The organism is Candidatus Macondimonas diazotrophica (assembly GCF_004684205.1).
In the GTDB taxonomy this organism is placed as follows: domain Bacteria; phylum Pseudomonadota; class Gammaproteobacteria; order UBA5335; family UBA5335; genus Macondimonas; species Macondimonas diazotrophica.
In genome coordinates, this window is record NZ_SRIO01000003.1 from 204,297 (window position 1) to 228,393 (window position 24,097).

Sequence of the window (24,097 nt, forward strand, 5' to 3'; positions counted from 1 at the left end):
AGCCGATTAAGGCTGGATGCTTGGGTACAATGGCGCCATGACGAGGCTGTCGTGACATCTTCCCTGCCGATCACGCCGATGCTGCCCGAGATCAGCCGCCTGCTGGCCGAGCGGGGTGCGCTGGTGTTGCAGGCCGAACCCGGTGCGGGCAAGACAACCCGGGTTCCACCGGCACTTCTCGCTGCCCCTTGGCTGGCAAAGCGGCGCATTCTGGTGCTTGAGCCACGCCGGTTGGCTGCCATCATGGCTGCCCGGCGCATGGCGGCCGAACGGGGTGAAGTCGTCGGCGAAACGATCGGTTATCGAGTGCGGCTCGACCAATGCATCGGGCCGCGCACGCGCATCGAGGTGGTCACCAATGGCGTTTTCACGCGCCTGATCCAGAGCGATCCCGCGCTCGAGGATTACGGCTTGGTGATTTTCGATGAGTGCCATGAGCGCAGTCAGCAGGCCGATCTCGGCTGGGCATTGGCGCTGGAAAGCCGGGCTGCGCTGCGCGAGGATCTGCGCCTGTTGGCGATGAGTGCCACGATTGATGGCCGGGAGCACGCCCGGTTGCTGGGAAATGCCCCCATCCTCGAATGTCCCGGCCGTATGTTTCCGGTAACGATACATTATCGGCCGCCGCCGGTTTCCACGGCCCCGAGACATCAGGTGACATCGGACTGGGTGTCAGCCGTGAATCGGGCGCTGAAGGAAACGACGGGCGGGGTGCTGGTGTTTCTCCCCGGCGTTCCCGAAATCCGGCAGCTCGCCACGGCACTGGCTGAGGCGAACCCGGGCCCCGATGTCGTGGTAATGCCGCTCTTCGGCGATCAGGCGCCCACCGCACAACAGGCAGCGCTGATGCCTGCGGCCCCGGGGAAACGGAAACTCGTGCTCGCGACCGCTGTTGCCGAGACCAGCCTCACCCTGCCGGACATCGCTGTCGTCATCGATACCGGTCTGTCGCGAACCGCCCGGTTCGACCCGGCGCGCGCCATGGAACGTCTGGTGACCGTGCCCGTCTCGCGAGCAGCGGCCGAGCAGCGGGCCGGTCGCGCCGGACGGCAGGGTCCCGGCGTCTGTTATCGGCTTTACGCGCAAGCGACGTTCGAGGGCGCGCTGCGGCAAAACGAGCCGGAGATCCGTCAGGCAGATCTGGCCGGATTGGCACTGGAACTCGCGCTCTGGGGCGTGACTGATCCGGGGATGCTGCGGTGGCTGGATGCGCCGCATCCGGCGCGATTTGCGCAAGCGCGCGAGCTGCTTCAGGCGCTCGAGGCGCTGGATGGCGCGGGACGCATCACTGCGCACGGCCAGGCCATGGCCCGGTTGGGTGTTCATCCACGGCTCGCGCATCTGCTGCTGCGTGCCCGGGATGCCGGCGTCGGCCAGCTCGCGTGCCGCCTTGCCGCACTGATCGAAAGCCGCGACCCGATGCGCCGGAGTCAAGCGCCCGTCTTCGCCGACATTCAGGACCGGCTGGTTCTTTTCGAGGCGGGCGGCCGGGCGCGAATGGACCCGTTACGGCGGCTTGCCGACCAGTTGGCTCAGCGGCTGGGTGTGAACGATGCGGAGGAGACGGCGCCGGATGAGGACGGTGTGGGGCGGCTGCTGGCCTGGGCCTATCCGGACCGCATCGCCCAGTTCCAGACCCCGGGGCTCTTCCGGTTGTTATCAGGACGCCGCGCTCGGCTCGATCCCGCAGATTCACTGGCCAACGCGCCCTATCTTGTCGTCGCCCGGCTGGGTGGCGGGGAGACCGAAGCGCGTATTCATCTGGCGGCACCGATTTCGCCGACCGCACTGTTCGACATTGCCGGCGAGCGGATCATCGAAGCGGTAGACACCGGGTTCGATCCGATGCGCGAGAGCATGGTGACCCGACGGCGGCGACGGCTGGGCGCGTTGATTCTGGAGGAGTCGCCGCTGCCTCGCCCGGATCCGGCGGCTCTGGCAACGGCCTGGACGACGTGGTTGGCGGGCGAGGGCTGGACCCGGTTGATCTGGGGCAGGCGAGCGGCGCTGCTGCGCGCGCGATTGGCCCGCATGGGGGCGCTGGACCCGAGCGGCGACTGGCCCGATGTTACCGATGCGGCGCTGCGGAACGGCGTGGCGAATTGGCTGGAACCCTTTCTGGCTGGCCTGACCAGTCTCGGCCAGATCGATGACGATCTGGTGCATGCCGCGCTCGCGGCCCAGGTACCGCCCGGCGGTATGCGTCGTCTCGACGGGCTGCTGCCGACTCATTTCCAGACACCGGCCGGAAGGCAGGCTCCGATCGATTACATCCAGAATCCACCCGTGCTGGCCGTTAAACTGCAGGAAATGTTCGGGCAGACAGACACCCCTGTCTTGGCTGAAGGCCGGCAGGCTCTGGTGATTCATCTGCTTTCTCCGGCGGGTCGGCCGCTGGCGATCACGTCCGATCTGGCAAGTTTCTGGAAGCAAGCGTATCCGGAGGTCAAAAAGCAAATGCGTGGGCGCTATCCTCGCCATCCCTGGCCGGATGATCCCCTGACGGCGGCCCCCACCGCACGGGCCAAGCCGAAGGCACTGCCATGAGGCGATCAAGCGCGGCGCGCGCGCGCTCTGCCATGTTGTGGCCCGATTATGCCGGGGGCAGCCTGCTCAACCTGATGGCCAGCATCGAGCTTGCCTGCGGCGGGCCGGGGCGCGGCTATGCGCCGTTGCGGTACGTGCCGCCTGGATTCGGGTCCGCACGTCACTTGGTGCTGTTGTTGGTGGACGGTCTCGGCGATGGCCTGCTCGAGACGGCATCGGGGGGAGCGTTTCTGCGCGCTCATCGCGTCGGCAGCCTCACCTCGGTCTTTCCCAGCACCACGGCCAGTGCCATTACCACCGTCCTGACCGGGCTTGCCCCGGCGGCACACGGGCTCACCGGCTGGCACGTCTATGCGAGCGAACTGGATCAGGTGATTGCCCCCTTGCCGCTGTGGATCCGCGGCGAACGCTTTCCCCATGCCGATGCGGAGCGGTGGTGCAAGCAGTTGTTCGTGGCCGACCCATTGGCCGACCGTCTGACGCGCGAGTGTCATGTGGTGTCACCCTGGTTCATCTGCGACTCGCCGTACAATCGGCACCATACGGGCAGTGCCGAGCGCTGGCCCTATCGTGGTCTGCCGGGCTTGTTCGAGACCCTGGAGTCGGTGCTCCGCCGCGCGGAAGCTCCCACCTATACCTATGCCTACTATGGAGAGATCGACCGGCTCGGCCATGAATGCGGCATCGGCAGCCGGCAGGTGGCCGCCGAATTGGCCACGTTCGATGCGGCGCTCGAGGACTTCGTCGCGCGGATGGGGGGACGCGATGTGGAGTTTGTCATCACCGCGGATCACGGCTTCATCGACAACCCGCCGCACGATCAGGTGCGCTTGGGCGATCATCCCCGGCTCGTACATGCCCTGATGCGGCCTCTGTGCGGCGAGCGCCGGCTGGCCTACGCCTATGTCGAGCCGGGGCGTTCGGCGGAGGTTGCGGCGTTGGCGGCAGAGGAACTCGCCGATGCGGCCATCATTCAGCACCGCGATACCGTGCTCGACGCGGGCTGGTTCGGCCCGGGTCCTGTGCATCCTCGCCTGCATGAGCGGGTGGGTGATCTGGTGCTGGTCCTGCGCGAGCCGTGGGTGATCATCGATCAGGTGCCGGGTGAGCGGCCTCATGATCAGGTGGGTGTGCATGGGGGCGTGAGCCGGGCCGAGATGCAGGTGCCGCTGATCCATTTCGCGCCGTGACCGGGCGTTTCCTCCGCCGGCGCTTTCGCCCGTTGCTCAGGACGATTCCGGTGGCGGCGCCGGCTGATGGGGTACACCGCTCAGCGCGGGGTCCATGCAGGCCCATGCCGGCGCACTGGCAGTCCAGATGTTCAGCTGGGGACGAATCGACGCGGGTTCGTCGAGGTTGCCAGCCCGCAGCACCCTGAGATGCGGGCGCGCTGCGGAACGGGCAAACAGATGGGTGCCACAGCTGGGGCAGAACTCGCGGGTTACCCGATTGCCGCTGTCTGCGCTCTTGGTGTACTCGGCGAGCGTCCCGCGAATCGAAAGTGTGTCCTCCGGGACGAGCACATTGACCGAGCCGTTGGCGGAGAGGTGCTGACAATCCCGGCACCAGCAGATGCGTATGGACAAGGGCTCCCCGGTGAGGGTGAAACGCACCGCGCCGCACAGGCAGCCACCGCTTCGTTGGTTCATCGGTTTCTCCGGTTCGAATCGAGCGAGTCAGACGATGGCATCGGTCACCGGGTCCCCAAAGGGGGTTGGCGCTGACGGACGCCGCATGAGTCAGGTCGGGTGAGTGCCTACCATAGCACTCATCCGGCCTGACGGCGCGGAGCGCTGCATCGAATGCATCGGGGCCGGTGAAGCGGCGTCCCGCGGGCAAGGATCAGGCGATGCGCATGATCCACGTCCCCGCCGAAATTGTCGCAGTTTTGCAATCTGGCAGTTCTAGGATGATCACCACGATCTCCCGCCCGACGGGGAGGCTCCATCCGCCAAAGGAGCGTCTGGGTGCATCTGGCTGACATCACGTTTTTCTATGCACCGGACAGTGGCGGCGTACGTCGTTACCTGGAAGTCAAGCGCCAGATGCTGGGGCGGCTGCCCGGCTGGCGACACACCCTGGTAGTGCCGGGACGCCGGTCCCGGCGAGCCGGGGACATCCGATACGTGGCTGCTGCGCCCCTGCCGTTCAGCCATGGTTATCGATTTCCCTGGCGGCAGGCTGGCTGGCTGAAGGCACTTGAGGCGGCCCGCCCCGATCTGATCGAGGCCGCCGACCCGGGTATCCCGGGCTGGGCGGCGCTGGAGGCTGGTCAGCGCCTCGGTGTCCCGGTCGTGGGGTTCTACCATTCCGACGTGCTGTCGCTGGCCGGTCGCTGCGGTGGTCAGGTGCTGCGCGAGCCTACCGGTCGCTATCTGCGGGCGTTCTACAGCCGCTGCGATCGCGTGCTTGCGCCGAGTCGCTACGTGCTCGAGTGCCTTGCGCGGCTCGAGATCCCGAATCTTGGCATCCAGGGTCTGGGTGTGGATTGCACGGCTTTTCACCCGCAGTTCTCGGACCCGATGGCGCTCAAAGCGCGGCTCCGCCTGGCACCCGAAACGCATCTGGCCGTATTCGTGGGGCGTGCCGCGCCGGAGAAGAATCTCCCGGTGCTGCTGCAGGCCTTCGCCCTGCTGGGTGCGCGTTATCATCTGCTGCTGGTTGGTCCGGGCATGCCCAAGGTCTCGCAAGCCAACGTCACGGTGCGGTCGCGCTATGTCCGGGGTACGGCGCTGTCACGCCTGCTGGCCAGCGCAGATGTCTTCGTGCATGCCGGCGATTGCGAAACCTTCGGCTTGGTCGTGCTGGAGGCTATGGCGAGCGGGACCCCGGTGGTGGTCAGCCGCCGCGGCGCGCTGCCGGAACTGGTGTCGCCCGAGGCGGGTGTCGTGGCTGCGGCGCCACAGGCACGGCCCATGGCTGAAGCGGTGCGCGCCCTGTTCGAAGCGGATCACGCTGCGATGCGGCAGCGGGCGCGGTGCTGGGTGCAGACCCGCTGGGATTGGGCGATTCAGATGGAGCAACTCAGGCAGACCTATGAACAGCTTGTCGACCCCCGCCCCGCGACCGGACGCGGTGATTTCGAATCCCTCCCGCGGCACGCTGATGGTGGTGCTGCATGATGTCGCGCCGCAGACCTGGGGGCGTTACCGCGTCCTTCTGGAGACGCTGGACCGCAGCGGAATTCCCTGCTCCTTGCTGGTGGTGACCGACTATCACGGTCAAGGCGGCTTGCCGGCACACCCCGAGTTCGTTGCGGCATTGCGCCTGCGTCGCGAGCGCGGTGATGAAATCGTGTTTCACGGTGTGTGGCATCAGGACAAGGAGCCGCTGGGTCTGTCGCCGCGGCAATGGATCCTTCGCCGCCTGTACACGGCGCGGGAAGGCGAGTTTGCGGCCCTGAGCGCGCCGCGCGCGCTGGGCCGTGTGGCGCATGGGCTGCAGCAGCTGGCCGACGTGGGGTTGACCGCGCAGGGTTTTGTGGCGCCGGCCTGGCTCATGAGCCGGGGCACGCGGCAGGCCTTGCCCATGCTGCCGATGCGCTATGCGGCCGGTCGGCGGTGTCTGTATCGCTTGCCCGACTGGCAGGTCCAGCCCCAGGTGAGTCTGGTCTGGAGTGTGCGCAGCCGGACACGACGCGTTCTGTCGCGAGTGCGCAACGATTGGGTGTTGTGGCGTGGCCGAAAGCGTCCGTCAGTCCGCCTCGACATTCATCCGGCTGATCTGGAGTACCCGGCTGTAGCGCGCTGGTGGCTCCGGACACTGGAGCGACTGGTACACGAGCGCGAGTCGCTGACCAAAGCGGCCTGGGTGGCCCGCTGGAGCTGAGAAAGGAGCGTCAAGCGGTGCGACACCATCCGTGGATCCTGCTCGGAATCGCCGTGCTGGCCGGCTTGGCCGTGCCACTCGGATACGGCGGCGGCGCGTCGCTGCGCCTGTTGTGGCAGGTGCCCTGGCCGCTGTTCGCCCTCGGTCCGTTTCTGGCCTTAATCGCCTGGAATTTCAGCGCGTTGCGGCTTCGGCTGATGACCTTGGGACGCGTTCGGCTGGGCCAGCGTGAAGCGCTGGCGACCGTGATGGCGACCGAGTGTGTCGTCAATGCCACACCCATGGGACTGGCGGGCCCGGTGGCTTACGCTACCCTGCTGAGCCGTCATGGCCTGCGCAGCGCCGAGGGCGCGGCGATCTACACCATGGATCAGCTGATCGACCTGACCTTCTTCCTCGCACTGATCCCGATCATGGCGTGGTGGTGTCCGTTGTGGCCGCCGGGCCTGGAGTTCGGCGCCATGATGGCGGTTGGCCTGCTGCTGGGGCTGGTTCTCATCGCCATCGCAGCAGTGATCCGCTTTCGCCGCATCCTGCAGTGGGGGAACACACTGGGCGGAATGACGGGCGTCACGCCGCAGGCGCGCCGTCGCATCGGCCGTTTCGCGTTGCAATTTCGCCGCCGCATCCAGGAATTGATGAGTATCCCTCGGCTCCGCCTGCTGGCGATCTATGTGGTCTGTGCACTGCAGTGGGTGACCCGCTACAGCGTGCTCTATGTGGTGTTGTGGGGACTGAATGCGCCGCTGGCCTGGGCCACCGTGTTCCTGGTGCAGATGGTCGCGCTCAGTGCGGGTCAGATCGGGATGTTGCCCGGTGGTGCCGGCGTGGCTGAGATGGGCTCGGCGTTCCTGCTGTCACCATACGTGGCGGCGCCGCAGTTGGCGACGGCATTGCTGCTCTGGCGTTTCTCCACCTATTACTGGCATCTTCTGGCAGGAGCCCCGGTTCTGTTGCTGCTGATCGGTCGCCATGGTGTGCGCAATCTCCAGCGGCGCGTGAGCGAGGGGCCCTGATCCTTTTGCCGTCCGGAGAACCGCCTGTGCATGACGAAACCGCCCTGACGCATTTTGGGCGCGACCCCGCGCGTTTCGACGGCGTGGTCAATCCGCCGGTCTACCGCGCGTCCACGGTGCTCTTTCCTAACCTGGCGGCACTGGAAGCCGCCTCGCGCCAGCCCTTCACGGGCACCTACTACGGCCGCTTCGGCACGCCGACCACCTTTGCACTGGAAGAGGCCATGGCGGCGCTGGAGGGCGCGCATCGGGCAGTGGCGGTCGAATCCGGGCTGGCCGCGATTACCACGACGCTACTGGCGTTTCTGGAGCCGGGTGATCATCTGCTCATGGTCGATACTGTCTATGGGCCAACGCGGTTTTTCTGCGACGGCTTGCTGGCACGCATGGGGATCAGCACGACCTACTACGCATCGGATTCGGGCGCCGATCTCGCTGGCCTGATCCGCCCCGAAACCCGCCTGATCTTTACCGAATCACCCGGCTCGCTCACCTTCGAGGTGCAGGACATACCGGCAATCTGTCAGCTAGCGCATGCGCGCGGGATTCCCGTGGCGCTCGACAATACCTGGGCCACGCCGCTCCATTTCAAGGCATTCGATCACGGGGTCGACGTATCCATCCATGCAGCGACCAAGTATGTGGTCGGCCATGCCGATGCCATGCTGGGCATCATCAATGTCAACGCGGCGCATCACGAGCGCATCAAGAAAGCCGCGGTGGCACTGGGACACTGCGCCGGAAGCGAGGAATGTGCGCTCGGCCTGCGCGGGCTGCGGACGCTGGCCGTGCGGCTGGCGCGCCACCAGGCCACGGCGCTCACCCTTATCGAGTGGCTGAGCGCCCGGCCGGAGGTGCGATACGTGCGTTATCCCGCTTGGCCGCAGGATCCGGGCCATGGCTTGTGGCAGCGCGATTTTTGCGGTGCCAGCGGACTCTTCGCCATCGAGATGGCGCCGTGCACACCCGAGGCGCTGGCGGCCTTCGTCGACGGACTGACCCTGTTTGGCCTGGGCTACAGCTGGGGCGGCTTTGAAAGTCTGTTGCTGCCGGTGCATCCGGAGCACACGCGCACGGCGACGGCGTGGACCACTGCCGGGCCCTGGCTGCGCGTCCATGCGGGTCTTGAGGCGCCCGCGGATCTCATCAACGATCTGGCGGCTGGGTTCGAGCGCTGGAACCGGGCGGGGGGCACGGTTGATTCCTGAACGCGCGGGGCGTGCCGGGTGCGGGGCCCCGTTCTGCGTCCCGTGATCAGGTGCGGGTCGGTGGTTTGAGGTGATCCACCACGCCCGGATCGGCGAGCGTGGAGGTGTCGCCCAGGCCGTCGGTCTCGCCGGCGGCCAGCTTGCGCAGGATACGGCGCATGATTTTCCCCGAGCGCGTCTTGGGCAGCGCCGGGGCGAGCTGGATCACGTCCGGTTTGGCGATGGGACTGATTTCATGTGCAACCAGCGTCTTGAGCTCCGCCTCCAGCGCCGGATCGGGATCGATGCCTTCCATGAGCGTCACGTAGGCATGGATACCCTGACCCTTGACCGGATGAGGGAAGCCGACCACGGCCGCTTCGGCGACCGCCGGATGCAGCACCAGCGCGCTTTCGATCTCGGCCGTGCCGAGCCGATGGCCGGAGATGTTCAGCACATCGTCGACCCGGCCGGTGATCCAGTAGTCGCCGTCGGCATCGCGCCGGGCGCCATCGCCGGTGAAGTAGTAGCCGGGGAAGGTGGCGAAATAGGTGTCGATGAAGCGGGCGTGATTGCCGTAGACCGTGCGCGCCATGCCGGGCCAGGGAAACTTCATCGCCAGACGGCCTTCGCCCGGCCCGACGATTTCCTGGCCCGTTTCGTCCAGCACCGCCGGCTGTACACCGAACAGCGGCCGCGTGGCCGCGCCGGGCTTGAGCGGCGTCGCGCCGGGCAACGGGCTGAGCAGGATGCCGCCGGTTTCGGTCTGCCACCAGGTGTCCACGATGGGGCAGCGACCTTGACCGACCTTGTGGTAGTACCACTCCCAGGCCTCGGGATTGATGGGTTCGCCGACGGTGCCGAGCAAGCGCAGGCTGGCGCGGCGACTGCCCGCGAGCGGCGCATCGCCGAAGGCCATGAGGGCGCGGATGGCAGTGGGGGCGGTGTAGAAAATCGTCACTTGGTGTTCGTCGATCATCTGCCAGCAACGGGCGGCATCGGGATAGGTGGGCACGCCCTCGAACATCACGGTGGTCGCGCCGTTGCACAGCGGGCCGTACAGCACGTAGGAGTGACCGGTGATCCAGCCGACATCGGCGGTGCACCAGAACACGTCCGATTCGCGATAATCGAACACATCGGCAAACGTGCTTGCTGCATAGACCAGATAGCCGCCCGTCGTGTGCAGCACGCCCTTGGGCTTGCCGGTAGAGCCGGAGGTATAGAGGATGAAAAGCGGATCTTCGGCGCCCATTGGCTCGGGTGGGCAGTCCGGGCTGGCCGCGTCGACCAGCGTCTGGTAATCGGCGTCGCGGCCCTCCTGCCAGGCGATGTCGCTGCCGGTATGCCGCACCACGATCACCCGGCGCACGGATGGGCATTCGGTCAGCGCCTCATCGACCTGGGCTTTCAGGGGCACCGTCTTGCCGCCGCGCCGCGCGGCATCGGCCGTGATGACGACCCGGCAGTCGGCATCCTGGATCCGGTCGCGCAGGGCGCTGGCGGAAAAACCGCCGAAGACCACCGAATGGACGGCGCCGATACGCGTGCAGGCGAGCATGGCGATGGCCGCTTCCGGGATCATGGGCAGATACAGGCAAACCCGGTCGCCCTTGGCCACGCCCTCGGCGCGCAGGGCATTGGCGAGCCGGCAGACGGACGCGTGCAGTTCCCGGTAGCTGAGACGCCGGGACTGACCCGGTTCATCGGCCTCCCAGAGGATGGCGGTCTTGTCGCCTCGACTGTCGAGATGGCGGTCCAGGCAGTTTGCCGAGACGTTGAGCAAGCCGTCCGCGAACCAGTGCGTATGCACCGTATGAGCATCCCAGTGCCAGTCGAGCACGCGCTCGAAAGGTCGCATCCAGTCCACGCAGGTGCGCGCCCGCTCGGCCCAGAACGCCTCGGGCTCGGCCACCGAATGCGCGTAGAGCGCTTCGTAGCGCGCAGCATCCACGCGTGCCGTGTTGGCGACGTGTTCGAAAACCGGATACACCTTCGAGCCCATGATGCGTTCTCCCTGTCTGAAGCGACTTGTGCACCAGTATGGCGCGCGCCGGACGACCGGCTCAAGCATCGTGCAGCGCAGATGCCGTGATCGGTTACGTCGCGGTGGGAATGTGCCTTGGCGCTGGTCGGCAGTCGGTCATCGACCCCGTTGCCAGATCAGGCAGCGGTTGTTGGCCGGCATGGTCAGGTCCTCGACAAGGCGCAGGCCGATTGCGCTGGCGAGGGCATCGACCGCAGCCAGATCGCGGATGCCCATTCGCGCATCGCGGGCCTTGAGCCAGCGATCGAACTCGGCGTTGCTGTCGCTGGTGAATTGGCCATCGACATTGAACGGGCCGTAGATCACCACGCGGGCCTCATCGGTGAGAACACGTCCGAGCCCGGCGAAGCAGGCCTTCACTTCGGGCCAGGACATGATGTGCAGGGTGTTGGCGCTGAACGCCGCGTCATAGCCGCCCGGCGGCCAGCCGTCCGTCGCGACATCCAGCCGGAGCGGCGGTAATACATTGGCCAGCGCGGCCTCGCTCAACCAGGCGCGGATGCCCTCGTGTTGCTCGGCGCGTTCCGAGGTCTGCCACTCCAGATGCGGCAGGGCAGCGCCGAAGAACACCGCGTGCTGTCCTGTGCCGCTGCCGATCTCCAGCACGCGGTGACGGTCCGCGAAATGGCGGCGCAGCACGGTAAGGATGGGTTCGCGGTTGCGCTCGCAGGCGGGCGCGTGGGGTTTTTCGCTCATCAGCCGAGTGTCGCCGTGGCGGTGGATCGATGCAAGTCCAGCGCTGCCGCACCGCGGTGAGCGTGGATAGGCCGCTTCTCGAGCGCGGCCTGTGCACGAGCGGAGCACGGTCAGAGGTAGTAGATGGCGCCCACGCTGCCGATCACTCCTTGGCTATCGGTGTTGGAATCACCATAGCTGAGGGAACCGTTGCCATAGTCGACGTTGTGGTCATGGTGCGCATGACGATAGCCAACCTCGACGTTCAGTCCCAGTTCGGGCAGACCGCTCAGCATGAATTCGACGCCGATTGCGGGGTAGACGAACCAGCCGTCGGAACTCCGATCCTGTTTTCCGTACTTGCTGTCGTATTCCACGTCAACATGCGCATACCTGGCTTCCAAGGAGAGCAGGAACTTCCCGTTCTCGCGAACGATCGGCGCGAAGACTCCCTTCAAGGCCAGCTCGTAGGTCGCGGCTTCGTACCCCCCGTCCGCTTCATCGCTCCGATAATAGAGTGAGCCCTGCACACCGGTTTGCTCAGTGAGCCAGTAACGACTGGTCAAGGCGACCTTGTCATCGCCTCCGCGCTTCCCAGTGTCTTGCTCAGACCCGCCCCGAGCCAGCCGGTTGTGTCAGCGGCCATTGCGATGGGAGCAGCGACCATGGCCGTCAGTGTCAGGACCGGAATCAAGGCTTTCGAATTCATGATGCACATGTTTTTTATCCCCCAAGCAAATTCAGTCATTGACCATGCTGCTTTGTGTCACGCACGGGTTGCGCCGATCCAGCGATCGCAACATGGCGACAGCCTGTCGTCGTCCAGACAGTGCTAGCGGATGTGAAGCCTTTCGAGACGCCCGTGAAACATCTGGCAGGTTGCCGCGGACTTGGCAGATGACCGTGCATGCGAATGCATTGATGCGCCAGCTCCGCGCGGTGCTGAATCGTGTAGCCGTCAAGCACGACGAAGGCCGTGGATCGGCGGCTCGCTCGCCACCGACGGACGAGGTGTTGCCGGCGTGCAATCCTGGGAGGATGTAGCGCAAGGGCGTCTCTGGATCAAGCCGGATAGACCGCGTCGGCAGCGAAGACGGGGCCGTCGACGCAGACGCGCTTCATGGCCTTGCCCTGCGGGGTCTGTACCGGCACCACGCAACCGGCGCAGCCACCCACTGCGCAGGCCATGAACTCCTCCAGCGAGAGCTGTGCGGGTAGGTCGAAAGCGCGCGCCAGCTGTGCCACGGCGCGCAGCATGGGGTCCGGGCCGCAGGCATAGATTGCCACGTTCCGGCGCTCCGTTGCGCCAAGGGTTTCGAGGTAGTGCCGCGTGAGATCGGTGACATAGCCGGCGTGACAACCGGGTTGACCTTGGGTGCTGCTCAAGCGGCAGGGAACGCCCCAGTCCTCGAGCAGGCTCAAGGTGCCGATGGCATCGGGCGGCAACCCGGGGATCAGTAGCCGCGAGGGCCGGGTCGGAAACGGGAAGGGCAGTTCGGAGCCCAGAAACGCCATGGGCCGCCAGCCGGTCTCGCGGCGCAGGCGATCGGCGAGGAAGATCATGGGCGGCATGCCGACGCCGCCACCGAGCAACAGCACATGAGGCCGTTCCGGATCGGGGCGGAAAGGCTGGCCGATGGGACCCATCAGGCTCAGGGTCTGACCCACCGCCCGCTGGGTGAGCAGACGCGTGCCATGACCGACCACCTTGTAGAGAATTTCGACCCAGCCTTGCTCACGATTCACGCGCTGAAGGGACAGGGGTCGGCGCATGGGCAAGGCAGGGTCGCACTGCAGGTGCACGAACTGACCGGGCTCGGCGCGCTCTGCGCACGCGGGCGCTTCCAGCGTGAGCAGCCACTGCTCGGGGGCGGGGGCGTGATGCGCGAGGATGCGCGCCGTTTCGAGAAAAATGGTGCCGCGATGGGATGCCGTCATGACCAGTGCCTTGTATTCGCGTCGAGTCGATAGACGATCCGGCCGCCGAGCAGGGTATGCGTGACCCGCCCACGCAGCATGTGGCCCAGGAATGGGGAGTTGTGGCCCTGGCTGACCAGCATTTCGGCATCGGGCGTCCAGCGGTATTCGGGATCCATGATGCAGACGTCCGCCAAGGCGCCGTCGGCAAGCGTGCCCAGCGGCAGGCCGAGAATGCGCGCGGGGTTGGCGGACAGGCTGGCAATGGCGTGCTCGAGTGATACGGTTTCCTGCCACACGGCCTCGAGCACCAGCGGCAGCAGGGTTTCCAGTCCCGCGATTCCGGGGGTGGCGTCGGGGAAGGGGACACGCTTGGCATCCCGTCCAAGCGGATGGTGATCACTGCAGACGGCATCGATTGTGCGTTCGCCAATTGCCGTCCGCAAGGCGTCGCGGTCCGCAGCGCCGCGTAGCGGCGGATCCACTCGGCACAAGGTATCGAACGTGGCGAGATCCGTATCGCACAGATGCAGGTGATGGGCAGCGACATCGGCGGTCACCGGCAGGCCGCGTGATCGGGCCTGTTGCAGCAGCGGCAAGGCCAGCATGCTGGACAGGCGGCAGAAATGGGCGCGCACCCCAGTGAGTTCGACCAGCGCCAGATCGCGCGCAAGGCCAATGGACTCGGCGACGCCGGGAATGGCTGGCAGGCCGAGCCGGGTGCTGGTGGCGCCTTCGTGGGCGCAGCCGTGGCGGTGCAACCAGGGATCGCGCGGACTGAGCATGACCAACAGATCGTGGCTCGAGGCATAGGCCAGCGCTTGGCGCAGCGTACGGCTGTCCGTGATCGTGTCGGGTCCGGGACTCACGGCCACACAGCCGGCTTCCTGCAGTGCGGCGAGCTCGGCGAGCTGTTCGCCAGCCAGCGCGCGGGTGAGCGCTCCGACGGGATGGAGGCGCGCGCGTCCTTCCCGTCGTGCCTGTTCGAGCAAGCGTTCGGCCACTGCCGGCGTGTCAATACAGGGACTGATTTCCGGCGGAACGCACAAGCTGGTAACGCCGCCGGCCGCTGCGGCGCGCAGCTCCTGACCAAAGTCGCCGAGCGGTCTGGCGCACAGGTCGATCAGGCCGGGCAGAATCCATTGACCCTGAACGTCGAGGCGCTGTTCGGGCACGAAGCCTTCCGGCGCCGGTCCCCGTGCCAGCACGCGGCCGTTCAGCAGATGGAGATCCTGGTGGGCATCCACGCCATTGGCGGGATCGATGATGCGGCCGCCGGTGATGGTCAACGCGTTCATGCGGTCATCGCTCGTGCCGGCGCCCGTCCCAGCACCTCGGCCATGACCGCCATCCGCACAGCGATCCCATTGGTCACCTGTTCGAGAATCACCGACTGCGGGCCATCGGCCACTGCGGAGGCGATTTCGACGTTGCGGTTGATGGGGCCTGGATGCATGACGATGGCATCGGGACGCGCCAGTCTGAGCCGCGCGGCATCCACCCCGTAATGGCGAAAGTATTCATTTTCGCTGGGCAATTGCGTGCCTTGCATGCGTTCCCGCTGTAGCCGCAAGGCGATCACGACATCGCAGTCGCGCAGGGCCGGTTCGAGCCGTGGAAAAACGTGGACACCGAGGCTTTCGATGGCGGCCGGCAGCAGCGTGCGCGGCGCGACCACGCGGATGTCGGGAACGCCGAGGATGCGCAGGGCATGGATCTGTGAGCGGGCCACCCGGGAATGGGCGACGTCACCGACGATCGCCACCGAGAGGGTGGTGAACTCGCGTTTGTGGCGCCGGATGGTGAACATGTCCAGCAGGGCCTGGGTCGGATGCGCGTGGCGGCCGTCGCCGGCGTTGAGCACGCTGACATGCGGGGCGGCATAACGGGCGAAGAAATCCGCCGCGCCGCTTTCCGCGTGGCGCACGACCAGCATGTCCATCTGCATGGCTTCGAGATTCTGCAGCGTGTCCAGCAGGGTTTCGCCCTTGCGCGTCGAGGACGTGCCGACCTCGAGGTTCAGCACGTCGGCCGAGAGGCGCTTGGCGGCCAGCTCGAAGGTCATGCGCGTGCGGGTGCTCGGCTCGAAGAACAGGTTGACGACCGTCTTGCCCCGCAGCAACGGCACCTTCTTCACCGCGCGCTCGCCGACCGGCAGGAACGATTCGGCCAGGTCCAGAATGGAAACGATCTGTGTTCGGCTCAGGCCATCGATGGTCAGCAGATGGCGCAGCGGCGGGCTTTCAAGCGTAGTCGGTCGCATCATGGGCAGACGGCGAACTCCGGAGCAGGTGCAATTGCAGCGGATCGGGCCCGGCGAGTTTAATGCGTTCGTCGGCTTCAAGCGAGAGCATTTCGGCCGGAAAGTCCGGCGCGATGGGTAATTGACGGCCGTTGCGGGTCACCAGAACAGCCAGGCGGATACCCGCGGGGCGGCCATAATCGAACAGCTCGTTCATGGCCGCCCGAACGGTGCGGCCCGTGTAGAGCACATCGTCCACGAGCACGATTTCGCGGCCATCGACCGAGGTCGATACCTGGGATGGGCGGGCTTGGGCCGGGACACCGCTGCGCGCCAGATCATCGCGGTAGAAGCTCACATCGACGCTCCCCGCGGGTTCGTCCAGGCTGAGGGTTTCCTTCAACCGCTGGTGCAGGGCCTGAGCCAACCAGGCGCCGCCAGTATGAATGCCGACCAGCAGGGGGGGCTCGGTGGCTGCGGCGTAACGCGCCGCGATCGCGTTGGACAAGGCGTCGATATGGGCTTGCACCCGGGGGGTATCCCAAAGGATCATGCCGATCGTCCTTCCAGGTAGGTCATCAGAATCAGGCTGGCTGCCACGGCATCCCGGCGTGCGGCGGGAAGATCCCGGGCGAGCTGGTCGGCTTCCCAGGAGGTCAGTCGTTCATCCACGGAAATCACCTGCAAACCATAGCGGGCCGTCAGTTCCCCGGCAAATGCGGCGGCGGCCTGGGCGATTCTGCCGACGCTCCCATCGGCATGCAATGGCATGCCCACGATGAAGCCGTCGGGTCGCCATTCAGCCACCAGTTTGTCCAGCTGCTGCCAAAAGTCGACGGAGGCCGGATTGTTCAGGACGGTCAGGGGCGAGGCACTGCTGGTGACGGTCTGTCCTGCGGCCACGCCGACACGCCGGGTGCCATAGTCAAAGCCCAGCAGTGTGCGCCATCCGGCGCCGATGGTCATATTCACGCATGGCCCGCTTCACTGCTCAGCTGGCGCCAATCGACGCCCAGCAGGCCGATGGCGGCGGCCAGACGCTCCGGAGCAGGCAGGTCGAACAGAATGCTGCTGCTCGAGGGCACCGCCAGCCAGGCGTTGTCCCGCATTTCCTGTTCCAGCTGTCCGGCACCCCAGCCGGCATAGCCCAACGCCACCAGATAGCGCGAGGGTCCCTGCCCCTTGGCGATGGCGGTGAGAATGTCCCGCGAGGTCGTCACATGCATGGCTTCGGACACGAACAGGCTGGCGTCCCAAGGGCCGGGTTCCTCATGCAGCACGAAGCCGCGTTCCTCGTTCACCGGTCCGCCATGGTAGACGACGGTATCCCATTCGGGCTGTTCTGGGCCCGGCAGCTGCATCTGGTCCATCAGCTGCGAGAGCCGCAGGTCGCTGGGCCGATTGACGATGATGCCCAGCGCACCATCGGCATTGTGTTCGCACAAATAGGTAACTGTCTGCGAAAAATTACGGTCGCTCATGCCGGGCATGGCGATCAGCAAATGGTGTTGGAGGTAGCTGCCTTCGATCATGGCTTCATGGTAGGCAGTCTGCTACAGCCTGACAAGCGGCCTGAAAGCGTTTGCGCCGGCACGCATCAGTTGCCGACATAGACGCCCCCCCCACCTTCCGGAAGACCTTCCTCGCCGGGCAGGAAGCGCCACTTCCAGATAAAGCGGATGCGCTCGGTGTGTTGCTTCATCGACTCGCTGAATGGCTCGAACGGTGCGGCGAGTTGGAGAATGCGCAAAGCGGCCTGATCCAATTTGCGATGCGGTGAGGGCACCACCACGCGGACATCTTCGAGTTTACCATCGCTCCCGATCGCGACTTCCATCGTGACGTCCCCGAAGGGTCCCTGCTGAGTGATCTCGCTGGGCATGTTGAGGTTGCCGATGGCTTCGATGCGCAGGCGCCACTGGTAGAGGTAAGGCGCATAAATGTGCGAGCGCGTGTTGACGGCGATGCGGATCTCGGGCGCAGGCTTGCCCGGCGTTCGCGTGCGCGCTTCCGGATCCGGCAGCAGCGCGCTGTTGCTGTCGGCGGCTTCGAGCATCAGGCGGGAGATGCGCAGGCGCTGGCCGTCTGGGGTAGCGGCCGGCTGTGGCGCGCTGGCCAGCATGCGCGCATTGGGTGCCGTCGTGGTGAGGACTTGGCGGCTGGCGGGTCGTGGTGCCTCATCACGCGGCGTATTGGGGTCGGCTGTGTCGCGCCCACTTAGCTCGTTGAGGGCCTCATTGCCTTGGGGAATTCCTTCATGGTTGATGGCTGCCTGTGAATTGGGCAGGTCACTGCGCGGCCGCTCCAGTGCGTCCTGCTCACCGGCACCCTGCTGATCGATCTGGGCCCAGAATTGCGGCGTTTCCGGTGCCGCTGTCGGTGCGCCACGGACCAGCGTGACTTCCAGTTTCTGATTCAAGTCAGGGCTGGCGGGGTGCTCGCGAAAGCCGATCCCCAGGATCAGAATGCCGTGAAGCACGGCGGCGAAGAACAGCGTGCCGATGAGCCGATCGTGGCTGCCGATCTCGGGCGGCGTCGGAGATTGGCTGGCGGGTGCTTGGGTGGTTTGGGAGGACATGGGGACGTTATCGGCCGGTCGGGTTCAGGGTGCAGCGATGGCGGCAGATTCGCCAAGCCGGCGTTCGATCGCATCCATCAGCAAACCGGCGATGTTGAGGCCGTACTGCCGGTCCAGTTCGCGCACGCAGGTTGGACTGGTGACATTGATTTCGGTCAGTGAATCCCCAATGACGTCCAGGCCGACGAACAGCAGACCTTTCTTGCGCAGCATGGGGCCGACCTGCTCACAGATCCAGTAGTCCCGGTCAGTGAGCGGGCGGCCCTCGCCTCGGCCGCCGGCCGCCAGATTACCGCGGGCCTCGCCAGCGGCCGGGATGCGGGCCAGGGCATAGGGAACCGGCTGGCCGTCGACGACCAGGATGCGCTTGTCGCCGTCCTTGATGGCGGGCAGGTAGCGCTGTGCCATGGCGAAGCGGCGGCCATGATCGGTCAGGGTCTCCAGAATGACGCTGAGATTCGGGTCGTCGTGACGGGTGCGAAAGATAGACGCGCCTCCCATGCCGTCCAGGGGTTTGACGATGACCTCGCCCTGATCCACGACAAAGCGCCGAAGCCGCGCCATATCGCGTGCGATCACTGTGGGCGGGCAGCAGTCCGCGAACCATGCGGTGTAGGCCTTCTCGCTCACATCGCGCAGGCTTTCGGGCCGGTTGACCACCAAGGTTCCGGCTAGTTGCGCACGTTCGAGGATATACGTGGCGTAGATGTACTCCATATTGAATGGCGGATCCTTGCGCATCAGGATCACATCCAGCTCACCGAGCGGCACATCGTTTCCGGGCGCGAGATGAAACCAGTTCTGAGTGCTGTCCTGGACTGTCAGGGGACGCTGGTGCGCCCAAGGGGTGCCATCGGCCAGATATAGATCACCCAGTTCCATATACAGGATCGACCAGCCGCGGCGCTGCGCTTCCAGCAGCAGCGCCAGTGTGGTGTCCTTGACGGGCTTGATGGTGGCGATGGGATCCATCACCACGCCGATACGCAGGCTCATGGATCACCCTCCGCAATGAGTACAGGCGATGCGTCGAACGGGCTGGCGTTGGGCAGATGGCGGGCTCATGCCTTGATCTCCGCCATTTCGCGCGCGGCGGCGAGGAGGGCAAGGCGCGCAATGACGCCGTAAGTATAGAACCGGTTCGGGCCGGCATCCGGCTCGCGATTCAGGTCCGGACAGATACACGGCTCGCAAAATGGCAGCGGATGGAACTCCATGCCAGGCGCGTTGAGATTCTCGGTCGGGCCGCGCTGGGCGTGTACGCGGTAGAAGCCGCCGACCACCGTGGCGTCGATCATGTAGACCACAGGTTCCGCCACGGCGGCCTCGACACCCCAGGTTTCGGCAGTCGGGATGCCTTCCTGAAGCAGCACGCGACTGATGGGAAGTCCCTCCTTCGCCGAGCTCATCTTGGAACGGGTTTTCCGATTGATCTGGGTGAGTTCTTCGATCGAGCGAATGCTCATGACGCCCATACCATAAGTTCCCGCATCGGCCTTGACGATCAGAAAGGGCGGATGGTCGATGTCGCGTTCGGCATAGCGCGCTCGGATGTGATCGAACAGGGCTTGCCCGTTGGCCGTTAGACAGTCCAATCCTTCCCGTTTCTGGAAATCCACCTGACCGCAGTAGCGTGAGTCGGGTGTGATGAGCCAGGGATCCAATCCCAGTTGAGCGGCGAATTCGTCGGCCACTTCTGCATACAGGGCGAAGTGGTGCTGCTTGGAGCGGTGTGTCCACCCCAGTGCCGTAGGGGGCAGAACGTTCTGCTCGAGTCCGTCCAGTATCGGCGGCATGCCGCCTGAAAGATCGTTGTTAAGCAGGATCAGGCAAGGGTCGAAGTTCCTCACGCCGAGGCGGGCACCATTGCGCGTGAGGGGCTCGAGCTGCAGATGAGGGGCGATTGTCGTACCCAAGGGTTCGGGAGCGTTCAAGTCGGGCCGTAGCGAGCCGATACGCACCTCGAAGCCGGCTTGGGATACCAGGCTGGCCAGCGTTCCCAGGCTATCCAGGTAATAAGGGTTGCGCGTGTGGCTTTCGGGAATGATCAACACTCGGCTGGCGGTCGGGCAGTTGCGTTCAATGGCTTGGCGCATCGCCTGCACGCAGAGCGCGTGGCAACCGGGTGCCAGGTTGTTGAAGCCGGCTGGAAACAGATTGGTGTCCACCGGTGTGAGCTTGAATCCGGCATTGCGCAGATCCACCGACGCATACAGCGGGGGACGCGTGTGCCGCCATTGGCGGCGAAACCAGTATTCGATCGTGCTTTGTTGGGCGAGCAGCGCAGCTTCGAGTTGCCGGACCTGATCGTGGGGCACGCGATCGAGATGAGGGAGATCGGTCGGTTCGACAAAGGCCATCGGAAACTTCCTGAAAATGCCAATCAGGCGCCCATGATACTGAATCGATCGGTCAAGCGGCGTGATGCGTCAGAGAAACACGAAGATGAGTGTGGCCATGGACAACAAGCAAATAGAAATCGATGACCAGGCAGCTGGCGGAGCTAACCGACTCGCAATGCGGGTAATGGTGATCGATGACAGCAAAACCATCCGTCGGACGGCCGAGACGTTACTGATGCGCGAGGGCTTCGAGGTCATTACCGCGCAGGATGGTTATGAAGCGCTGGGGCTCGTGGTTCGTCATCGCCCTGATCTGGTGTTCGTCGACATCATGATGCCGCGCCTGGACGGCTACCAGACCTGCGCGCTGATCAAGCGCCACCCGGATTTTCGGCATATCCCCGTCGTTCTGCTCTCCAGCAAGGATGGATTGTTTGATCGCGCCCGTGGCCGCCTGGTCGGGTCCGAACGATATCTGACCAAACCCTTTTCGCGCGAGGAGCTGCTTGAAGCGATTTCCGCGTTCAAGGCTGGTGAAACAACATCGACGGGGCGGGGGCTTCAATAAGAGGGTCGGGGAAATGGCGCGGATACTGATCGTCGATGACTCGCCGACCGAACTGCACGTGCTGCGGCGTTTGCTGGAAAAACATGGCTACCAGATTCTGGTTGCCCACGATGCGGTGCAGGCCATCGATCTGGCCCGTAGAGAACGCCCCGATCTCATTCTGATGGATGTGGTCATGCCGGGCATGAGTGGATTTCAGGCGACCCGCAAGCTTGCCCGTGATCAACAAACGGCGTCCATTCCGGTGTTCATTGTGAGCTCGAAGAATCAGGAAAGTGATCGGGTTTGGGGTTTGCGTCAGGGGGCGGTGGATTATGTACTCAAGCCGGTCAATGAGCACGACATCATCCCCCGCATGAATGCGGTGCTCGGAACGTGAACGTGCCGGAGACGGCCGCGCTTCTTGAACCTGTCGATCCCTTTGCGGCGCTGTGTCGCCTGGATCGGCTGTGCCACGCCGGGCCAATCCGTCCGTCGCCCGAAGCGTCCTGGCCCGAGGTGGAGTCCCCGGAGATGGCGCAAGCACTTGTCTTCGAGACGGATGGTTGGCTGCTGGCCTTGCCTCAACCCTGGGTCGTGGAAGTGCTTCGACGGCCCCGGTTGACGCGCATTCCGAATGCACCCGATGCGATCCAGGGTGTGACCAATCTGCGTGGCATGCTCGTTCCAGTGCTTGCCGTGACCGCGCTGATGGGATGGCGTGGGGGCGGTCTCCCGCCCCCACTCATCGTGTGTCTCGCGCAGGGTTCCCAAATCCTCGGATTGGGCGTTCAGACACTTCATGGCTTGCAGTCCCTCGCGTCGGGATTGCGCCACGACGGTCCCACGCCGCGATTGCTGCAGCCAGCAATCTGGTGTGGGGGCGTCGTTCTGTCGGATGGCCGTTGGGCAGGCGTGCCCGATTGGCCCACGTTACTGCGGGTGGCGCATGTCAACCCGGTAACCTGATGGCGCATCCTGCATTCCATCGACTCAGGTGACTATCAAGACCCGATCAAGGTTGCCGATGCCAAAGGCTGAGTGCCGAAAAAGCGAGCCTGTGAGTTAGTCGCAACCCGAGGGGAGTCCACCCGCGTCATGCTTGAACCATCCCTTGCATTCATCCGTGGTCGCTCTTTGGATCGGCGTATCGCGTCCTATCTGCTGGGCGGACTCGCGATTGCAATTTTCCTCACCCTTGGCAGCTGGGCCTACCTCGCGGGCCTGGAATGGCGAGACGAGCAGCATCTGAAACTGACCAGTGAACAGCAAATCTTGACGGAGCGCCTTGCCGCGCGCAGTTTCGAGGTCACCAATGCGTTCAGCGATGAACTGGCCAATCGGCAGACGTTCAGCGAGTTGGCACGCAGCATTGAAAGTTTCACCAAGGCCAGTCGGATCCTCAAGCAGGGCGAAGCCGATATCGGGCTGGCTCCTGTACCGGATAGCGTTCAGGCCCGTGTCGATATCGTGGTGGAGGCGTGGACGAAAGCCCAGCCCCATCTTCAATCCCTTACGGCGGTGCGTGCTGTGATGCCGGGCGCCCGAGCCTACCAAGCCGAGTTTCAGGGTGCATTGCCCGATTGGATGTCGGATCTGGACACCTTGCTGGATCAGATGCGGATTGCCCGGCTGTCCCAGGAACAGGTGAACTACACCCTTCGCCTGGGGCTCGATCTGCAGCGCATGCGTGAGTGGATCGATGCGTTGTTCGACGGTGTCGGTGCCCCCGAAGCGTTGCCGGGCCAACTGACGGACACACTGGCGCACTTCGGCGATGGCCTGCAAGCGTTGTCCGAAGGCAATCGTGGCCTGGGTATCACTGCATTGCCCGCTGCGGGGCCGATGCGGCAGACCTTGACCCGAATGATGAATCGCTACGCTCTCCTCAACCAGCAGGTCGACTACATAGCCGCCAATGGATTGGCCTTGCATCGGGCCAACCGTGCATCGCGGCAGCTGGTGATCGGTCTTGCCACGGTTCAGGAAGGCCTGACGCAGCAGGAGCTGGCCCTGAAAGCGGCCATTGATACGCGATTCATGCAACCGTTCCTGCTGGTCATCCTGAGCGGCATCAGTGTGGTTCTGGTCACCTTGGTGGTCTACCGCCTGGTGACTCGGGTCCGACAGTTGCTGGGCGAGGCCCGCCATGTGAACGAAAAGAATCAGGAAGCAATCCTGAATCTGCTCGACGAAATGGGCGATCTGGCGGAAGGGGATCTCAGTGTCCAGGCAACGGTCACCGGTGATATCACGGGCGCCATCGCGGATTCGGTGAATTACACCGTCGAGCAGTTGCGGGAACTGGTGCGCACCATCAATCAAACGGCTGAACGTGTCGCTGCAGCGGTGACGGAGACTCAGGATGTCGCCACGCGGCTGTTGGTGGCCAGTGAGCGGCAGAGTGGGCAGATCGAGAGCACGACCTCGGCCATTCAGAGCATGGCGCAGTCCATCGAACAGGTTTCCGACAATGCCCAACGGTCAGCGCGCGTCGCGCAACATGCGGTGGATGTTGCCGGAAAGGGGAGCGCCGCCGTGCAGCGCACCATCGAAGGCATGCAGGTCATTCGCGAACAGATTCAAGAAACCTCCAAGCGCATCAAGCGGCTGGGCGAAAGCTCGCAGGAAATCGGTCACATCGTTGGGCTCATCAACGATATCGCCGAACAAACCAACATTCTGGCGCTCAATGCGGCTATTCAGGCTTCTGCCGCGGGAGACGCAGGCCGGGGTTTCGGGGTGGTGGCCGATGAAGTTCAGCGCCTCGCCGAACGCTCGGCTGCCGCCACGCGGCAAATCGAGGCTTTGGTGCGCATGATTCAGGCCGATACCCAGGAAGCGGTGGCCTCCATGGAGAAGAGCACCACCGGTGTGGTGTCCGGTTCCCAGCGGGCAGAAGATGCCGGCAATGCATTGGATGAGATCGAACGTGTCTCGAGCCAGATTTCGGTCCTGGTGAGCAGCATTTCCGAGGCTGCTCAACAGCAGACAGCCAAGGCGGGGGAAATGTCGATCAGTATGCGCGCCATTCGGGAGGTGACTGTGCAGGCAGCCAAGGGAACCCGCGCAACCGGACATGCGATTGGCCGATTGGCTCAGCTGGCGACCGAGCTTCGACGTTCGGTCGCGGGTTTCAAGCTACCCACGTGAGGGTCAGGTGATGCAACC

Annotated in this window: 23 protein-coding genes; 10 read left to right on the plus strand and 13 right to left on the minus strand. The window is 64.8% G+C overall.

Annotated features, from left to right (window positions below):
* Positions 1 to 51: 51 nt before the first annotated feature.
* Complete coding sequence (gene hrpB / locus E4680_RS03675; RefSeq protein WP_240696106.1) at positions 52 to 2,547, plus strand: ATP-dependent helicase HrpB; 2,496 nt, start codon at positions 52 to 54, stop codon at positions 2,545 to 2,547.
* Positions 2,544 to 3,737 (plus strand): alkaline phosphatase family protein, encoded by a 1,194-nt coding sequence (locus tag E4680_RS03680; RefSeq protein WP_135281024.1) that lies wholly within the window; start codon positions 2,544 to 2,546, stop codon positions 3,735 to 3,737. The genes hrpB and E4680_RS03680 overlap by 4 nt, the downstream gene beginning before the upstream one ends.
* Before the next feature lie 36 nt (positions 3,738 to 3,773).
* Here E4680_RS03680 and E4680_RS03685 read toward each other — a convergent pair whose 3' ends face one another.
* Positions 3,774 to 4,196: a GFA family protein gene (locus E4680_RS03685; protein ID WP_135281025.1), complete on the minus strand. Its 423-nt coding sequence runs from the start codon at positions 4,194 to 4,196 to the stop codon at positions 3,774 to 3,776.
* A gap of 318 nt (positions 4,197 to 4,514) precedes the next feature.
* On the opposite strand from E4680_RS03685, the gene E4680_RS03690 reads away from it, so the two are divergent.
* Genes E4680_RS03690 through metC form a run of 4 tightly spaced genes read left to right on the plus strand, consistent with a single transcriptional unit; the run spans position 4,515 to position 8,599 of the window.
* On the plus strand, positions 4,515 to 5,669 hold the full coding sequence (locus E4680_RS03690) for an N-acetylglucosaminyl phosphatidylglycerol synthase (RefSeq protein ID WP_135281026.1): 1,155 nt from the start codon (positions 4,515 to 4,517) through the stop codon (positions 5,667 to 5,669).
* Positions 5,623 to 6,375 (plus strand): N-acetylglucosaminyl phosphatidylglycerol deacetylase, encoded by a 753-nt coding sequence (locus E4680_RS03695; RefSeq protein ID WP_167792364.1) that lies wholly within the window; start codon positions 5,623 to 5,625, stop codon positions 6,373 to 6,375. The genes E4680_RS03690 and E4680_RS03695 overlap by 47 nt, the downstream gene beginning before the upstream one ends.
* A 17-nt stretch (positions 6,376 to 6,392) precedes the next feature.
* Positions 6,393 to 7,391, plus strand: a complete 999-nt coding sequence (locus E4680_RS03700; protein WP_167792365.1) for a lysylphosphatidylglycerol synthase transmembrane domain-containing protein — start codon at positions 6,393 to 6,395, stop codon at positions 7,389 to 7,391.
* A gap of 26 nt (positions 7,392 to 7,417) precedes the next feature.
* Positions 7,418 to 8,599, plus strand: a complete 1,182-nt coding sequence (gene metC / locus E4680_RS03705) for a cystathionine beta-lyase (protein ID WP_135281029.1) — start codon at positions 7,418 to 7,420, stop codon at positions 8,597 to 8,599.
* Positions 8,600 to 8,645: 46 nt separating this feature from the next.
* Here metC and acs read toward each other — a convergent pair whose 3' ends face one another.
* From acs to gshA, 12 genes are all read right to left on the minus strand, one after another.
* Entirely contained in the window at positions 8,646 to 10,586 is a 1,941-nt protein-coding gene (gene acs / locus E4680_RS03710; RefSeq protein ID WP_205688739.1) for an acetate--CoA ligase, read from the minus strand.
* 135 nt (positions 10,587 to 10,721) lie between these two features.
* Positions 10,722 to 11,324, minus strand: coding sequence for a DUF938 domain-containing protein (locus E4680_RS03715; protein WP_205688740.1), 603 nt, complete (start codon positions 11,322 to 11,324; stop codon positions 10,722 to 10,724).
* Between the two features lie 107 nt (positions 11,325 to 11,431).
* Entirely contained in the window at positions 11,432 to 11,866 is a 435-nt protein-coding gene (locus E4680_RS03720; protein WP_135281032.1) for a hypothetical protein, read from the minus strand.
* Between the two features lie 496 nt (positions 11,867 to 12,362).
* Positions 12,363 to 13,238 carry a dihydroorotate dehydrogenase electron transfer subunit gene (locus E4680_RS03725; RefSeq protein ID WP_135281033.1) on the minus strand — a complete coding sequence of 292 codons (876 nt, stop codon included), beginning with the start codon at positions 13,236 to 13,238 and terminating at the stop codon, positions 12,363 to 12,365.
* Positions 13,235 to 14,515, minus strand: a complete 1,281-nt coding sequence (locus E4680_RS03730) for a dihydroorotase (RefSeq protein WP_135281034.1) — start codon at positions 14,513 to 14,515, stop codon at positions 13,235 to 13,237. Before E4680_RS03730 ends, E4680_RS03725 begins: the two co-directional genes overlap by 4 nt.
* Positions 14,512 to 15,483 carry an aspartate carbamoyltransferase catalytic subunit gene (locus tag E4680_RS03735; RefSeq protein WP_135281035.1) on the minus strand — a complete coding sequence of 324 codons (972 nt, stop codon included), beginning with the start codon at positions 15,481 to 15,483 and terminating at the stop codon, positions 14,512 to 14,514. The genes E4680_RS03730 and E4680_RS03735 overlap by 4 nt, the downstream gene beginning before the upstream one ends.
* Entirely contained in the window at positions 15,461 to 16,012 is a 552-nt protein-coding gene (pyrR, locus tag E4680_RS03740) for a bifunctional pyr operon transcriptional regulator/uracil phosphoribosyltransferase PyrR (RefSeq protein ID WP_135281036.1), read from the minus strand. The genes E4680_RS03735 and pyrR overlap by 23 nt, the downstream gene beginning before the upstream one ends.
* On the minus strand, positions 16,009 to 16,425 hold the full coding sequence (gene ruvX, locus E4680_RS03745; protein ID WP_240696107.1) for a Holliday junction resolvase RuvX: 417 nt from the start codon (positions 16,423 to 16,425) through the stop codon (positions 16,009 to 16,011). The genes pyrR and ruvX overlap by 4 nt, the downstream gene beginning before the upstream one ends.
* Positions 16,426 to 16,427: 2 nt before the next feature.
* On the minus strand, positions 16,428 to 16,991 hold the full coding sequence (locus tag E4680_RS03750; RefSeq protein WP_135281038.1) for a YqgE/AlgH family protein: 564 nt from the start codon (positions 16,989 to 16,991) through the stop codon (positions 16,428 to 16,430).
* 65 nt (positions 16,992 to 17,056) lie between these two features.
* Positions 17,057 to 18,037: an energy transducer TonB gene (locus E4680_RS03755; RefSeq protein ID WP_135281039.1), complete on the minus strand. Its 981-nt coding sequence runs from the start codon at positions 18,035 to 18,037 to the stop codon at positions 17,057 to 17,059.
* Positions 18,038 to 18,061: 24 nt separating this feature from the next.
* Positions 18,062 to 19,033, minus strand: a complete 972-nt coding sequence (gene gshB, locus E4680_RS03760) for a glutathione synthase (protein WP_135281040.1) — start codon at positions 19,031 to 19,033, stop codon at positions 18,062 to 18,064.
* A gap of 65 nt (positions 19,034 to 19,098) precedes the next feature.
* On the minus strand, positions 19,099 to 20,397 hold the full coding sequence (gene gshA, locus E4680_RS03765; RefSeq protein WP_135281041.1) for a glutamate--cysteine ligase: 1,299 nt from the start codon (positions 20,395 to 20,397) through the stop codon (positions 19,099 to 19,101).
* A 97-nt stretch (positions 20,398 to 20,494) separates the two neighbouring features.
* Between gshA and E4680_RS03770 the strand changes: the two genes are divergently transcribed.
* The 4 genes from E4680_RS03770 (at position 20,495) to E4680_RS03785 (ending at position 24,079) form a co-directional block, all read left to right on the plus strand.
* Positions 20,495 to 20,947, plus strand: coding sequence for a response regulator (locus E4680_RS03770; protein ID WP_422666661.1), 453 nt, complete (start codon positions 20,495 to 20,497; stop codon positions 20,945 to 20,947).
* Positions 20,948 to 20,960: 13 nt separating this feature from the next.
* A complete protein-coding gene (locus tag E4680_RS03775) occupies positions 20,961 to 21,326 on the plus strand; it encodes a response regulator (protein WP_135281042.1) in 366 nt (121 codons plus the stop codon).
* Between the two features lie 2 nt (positions 21,327 to 21,328).
* Positions 21,329 to 21,895 (plus strand): chemotaxis protein CheW, encoded by a 567-nt coding sequence (locus E4680_RS03780; RefSeq protein ID WP_135281043.1) that lies wholly within the window; start codon positions 21,329 to 21,331, stop codon positions 21,893 to 21,895.
* A 129-nt stretch (positions 21,896 to 22,024) separates the two neighbouring features.
* Positions 22,025 to 24,079 (plus strand): methyl-accepting chemotaxis protein, encoded by a 2,055-nt coding sequence (locus E4680_RS03785; protein ID WP_135281044.1) that lies wholly within the window; start codon positions 22,025 to 22,027, stop codon positions 24,077 to 24,079.
* Positions 24,080 to 24,097 lie beyond the last annotated feature (18 nt).

What these genes read in the sequence shown, in the direction of transcription:
- E4680_RS03680 (WP_135281024.1), top strand. Translation starts at nt 2,544, where the DNA reads ATGAGGCGATCAAGCGCGGCGCGCGCGCGCTCTGCCATGTTGTGGCCC.
- E4680_RS03685 (WP_135281025.1), bottom strand. Translation starts at nt 4,196, where the DNA reads ATGAACCAACGAAGCGGTGGCTGCCTGTGCGGCGCGGTGCGTTTCACC.
- E4680_RS03725 (WP_135281033.1), bottom strand. Translation starts at nt 13,238, where the DNA reads ATGACGGCATCCCATCGCGGCACCATTTTTCTCGAAACGGCGCGCATC.
- E4680_RS03730 (WP_135281034.1), bottom strand. Translation starts at nt 14,515, where the DNA reads ATGAACGCGTTGACCATCACCGGCGGCCGCATCATCGATCCCGCCAAT.
- E4680_RS03735 (WP_135281035.1), bottom strand. Translation starts at nt 15,483, where the DNA reads ATGATGCGACCGACTACGCTTGAAAGCCCGCCGCTGCGCCATCTGCTG.
- pyrR (WP_135281036.1), bottom strand. Translation starts at nt 16,012, where the DNA reads ATGATCCTTTGGGATACCCCCCGGGTGCAAGCCCATATCGACGCCTTG.
- ruvX (WP_240696107.1), bottom strand. Translation starts at nt 16,425, where the DNA reads ATGACCATCGGCGCCGGATGGCGCACACTGCTGGGCTTTGACTATGGC.
- E4680_RS03750 (WP_135281038.1), bottom strand. Translation starts at nt 16,991, where the DNA reads ATGATCGAAGGCAGCTACCTCCAACACCATTTGCTGATCGCCATGCCC.
- E4680_RS03755 (WP_135281039.1), bottom strand. Translation starts at nt 18,037, where the DNA reads ATGTCCTCCCAAACCACCCAAGCACCCGCCAGCCAATCTCCGACGCCG.
- gshB (WP_135281040.1), bottom strand. Translation starts at nt 19,033, where the DNA reads ATGAGCCTGCGTATCGGCGTGGTGATGGATCCCATCGCCACCATCAAG.
- gshA (WP_135281041.1), bottom strand. Translation starts at nt 20,397, where the DNA reads ATGGCCTTTGTCGAACCGACCGATCTCCCTCATCTCGATCGCGTGCCC.
- E4680_RS03770 (WP_422666661.1), top strand. Translation starts at nt 20,495, where the DNA reads ATGGACAACAAGCAAATAGAAATCGATGACCAGGCAGCTGGCGGAGCT.
- E4680_RS03775 (WP_135281042.1), top strand. Translation starts at nt 20,961, where the DNA reads ATGGCGCGGATACTGATCGTCGATGACTCGCCGACCGAACTGCACGTG.
- E4680_RS03785 (WP_135281044.1), top strand. Translation starts at nt 22,025, where the DNA reads ATGCTTGAACCATCCCTTGCATTCATCCGTGGTCGCTCTTTGGATCGG.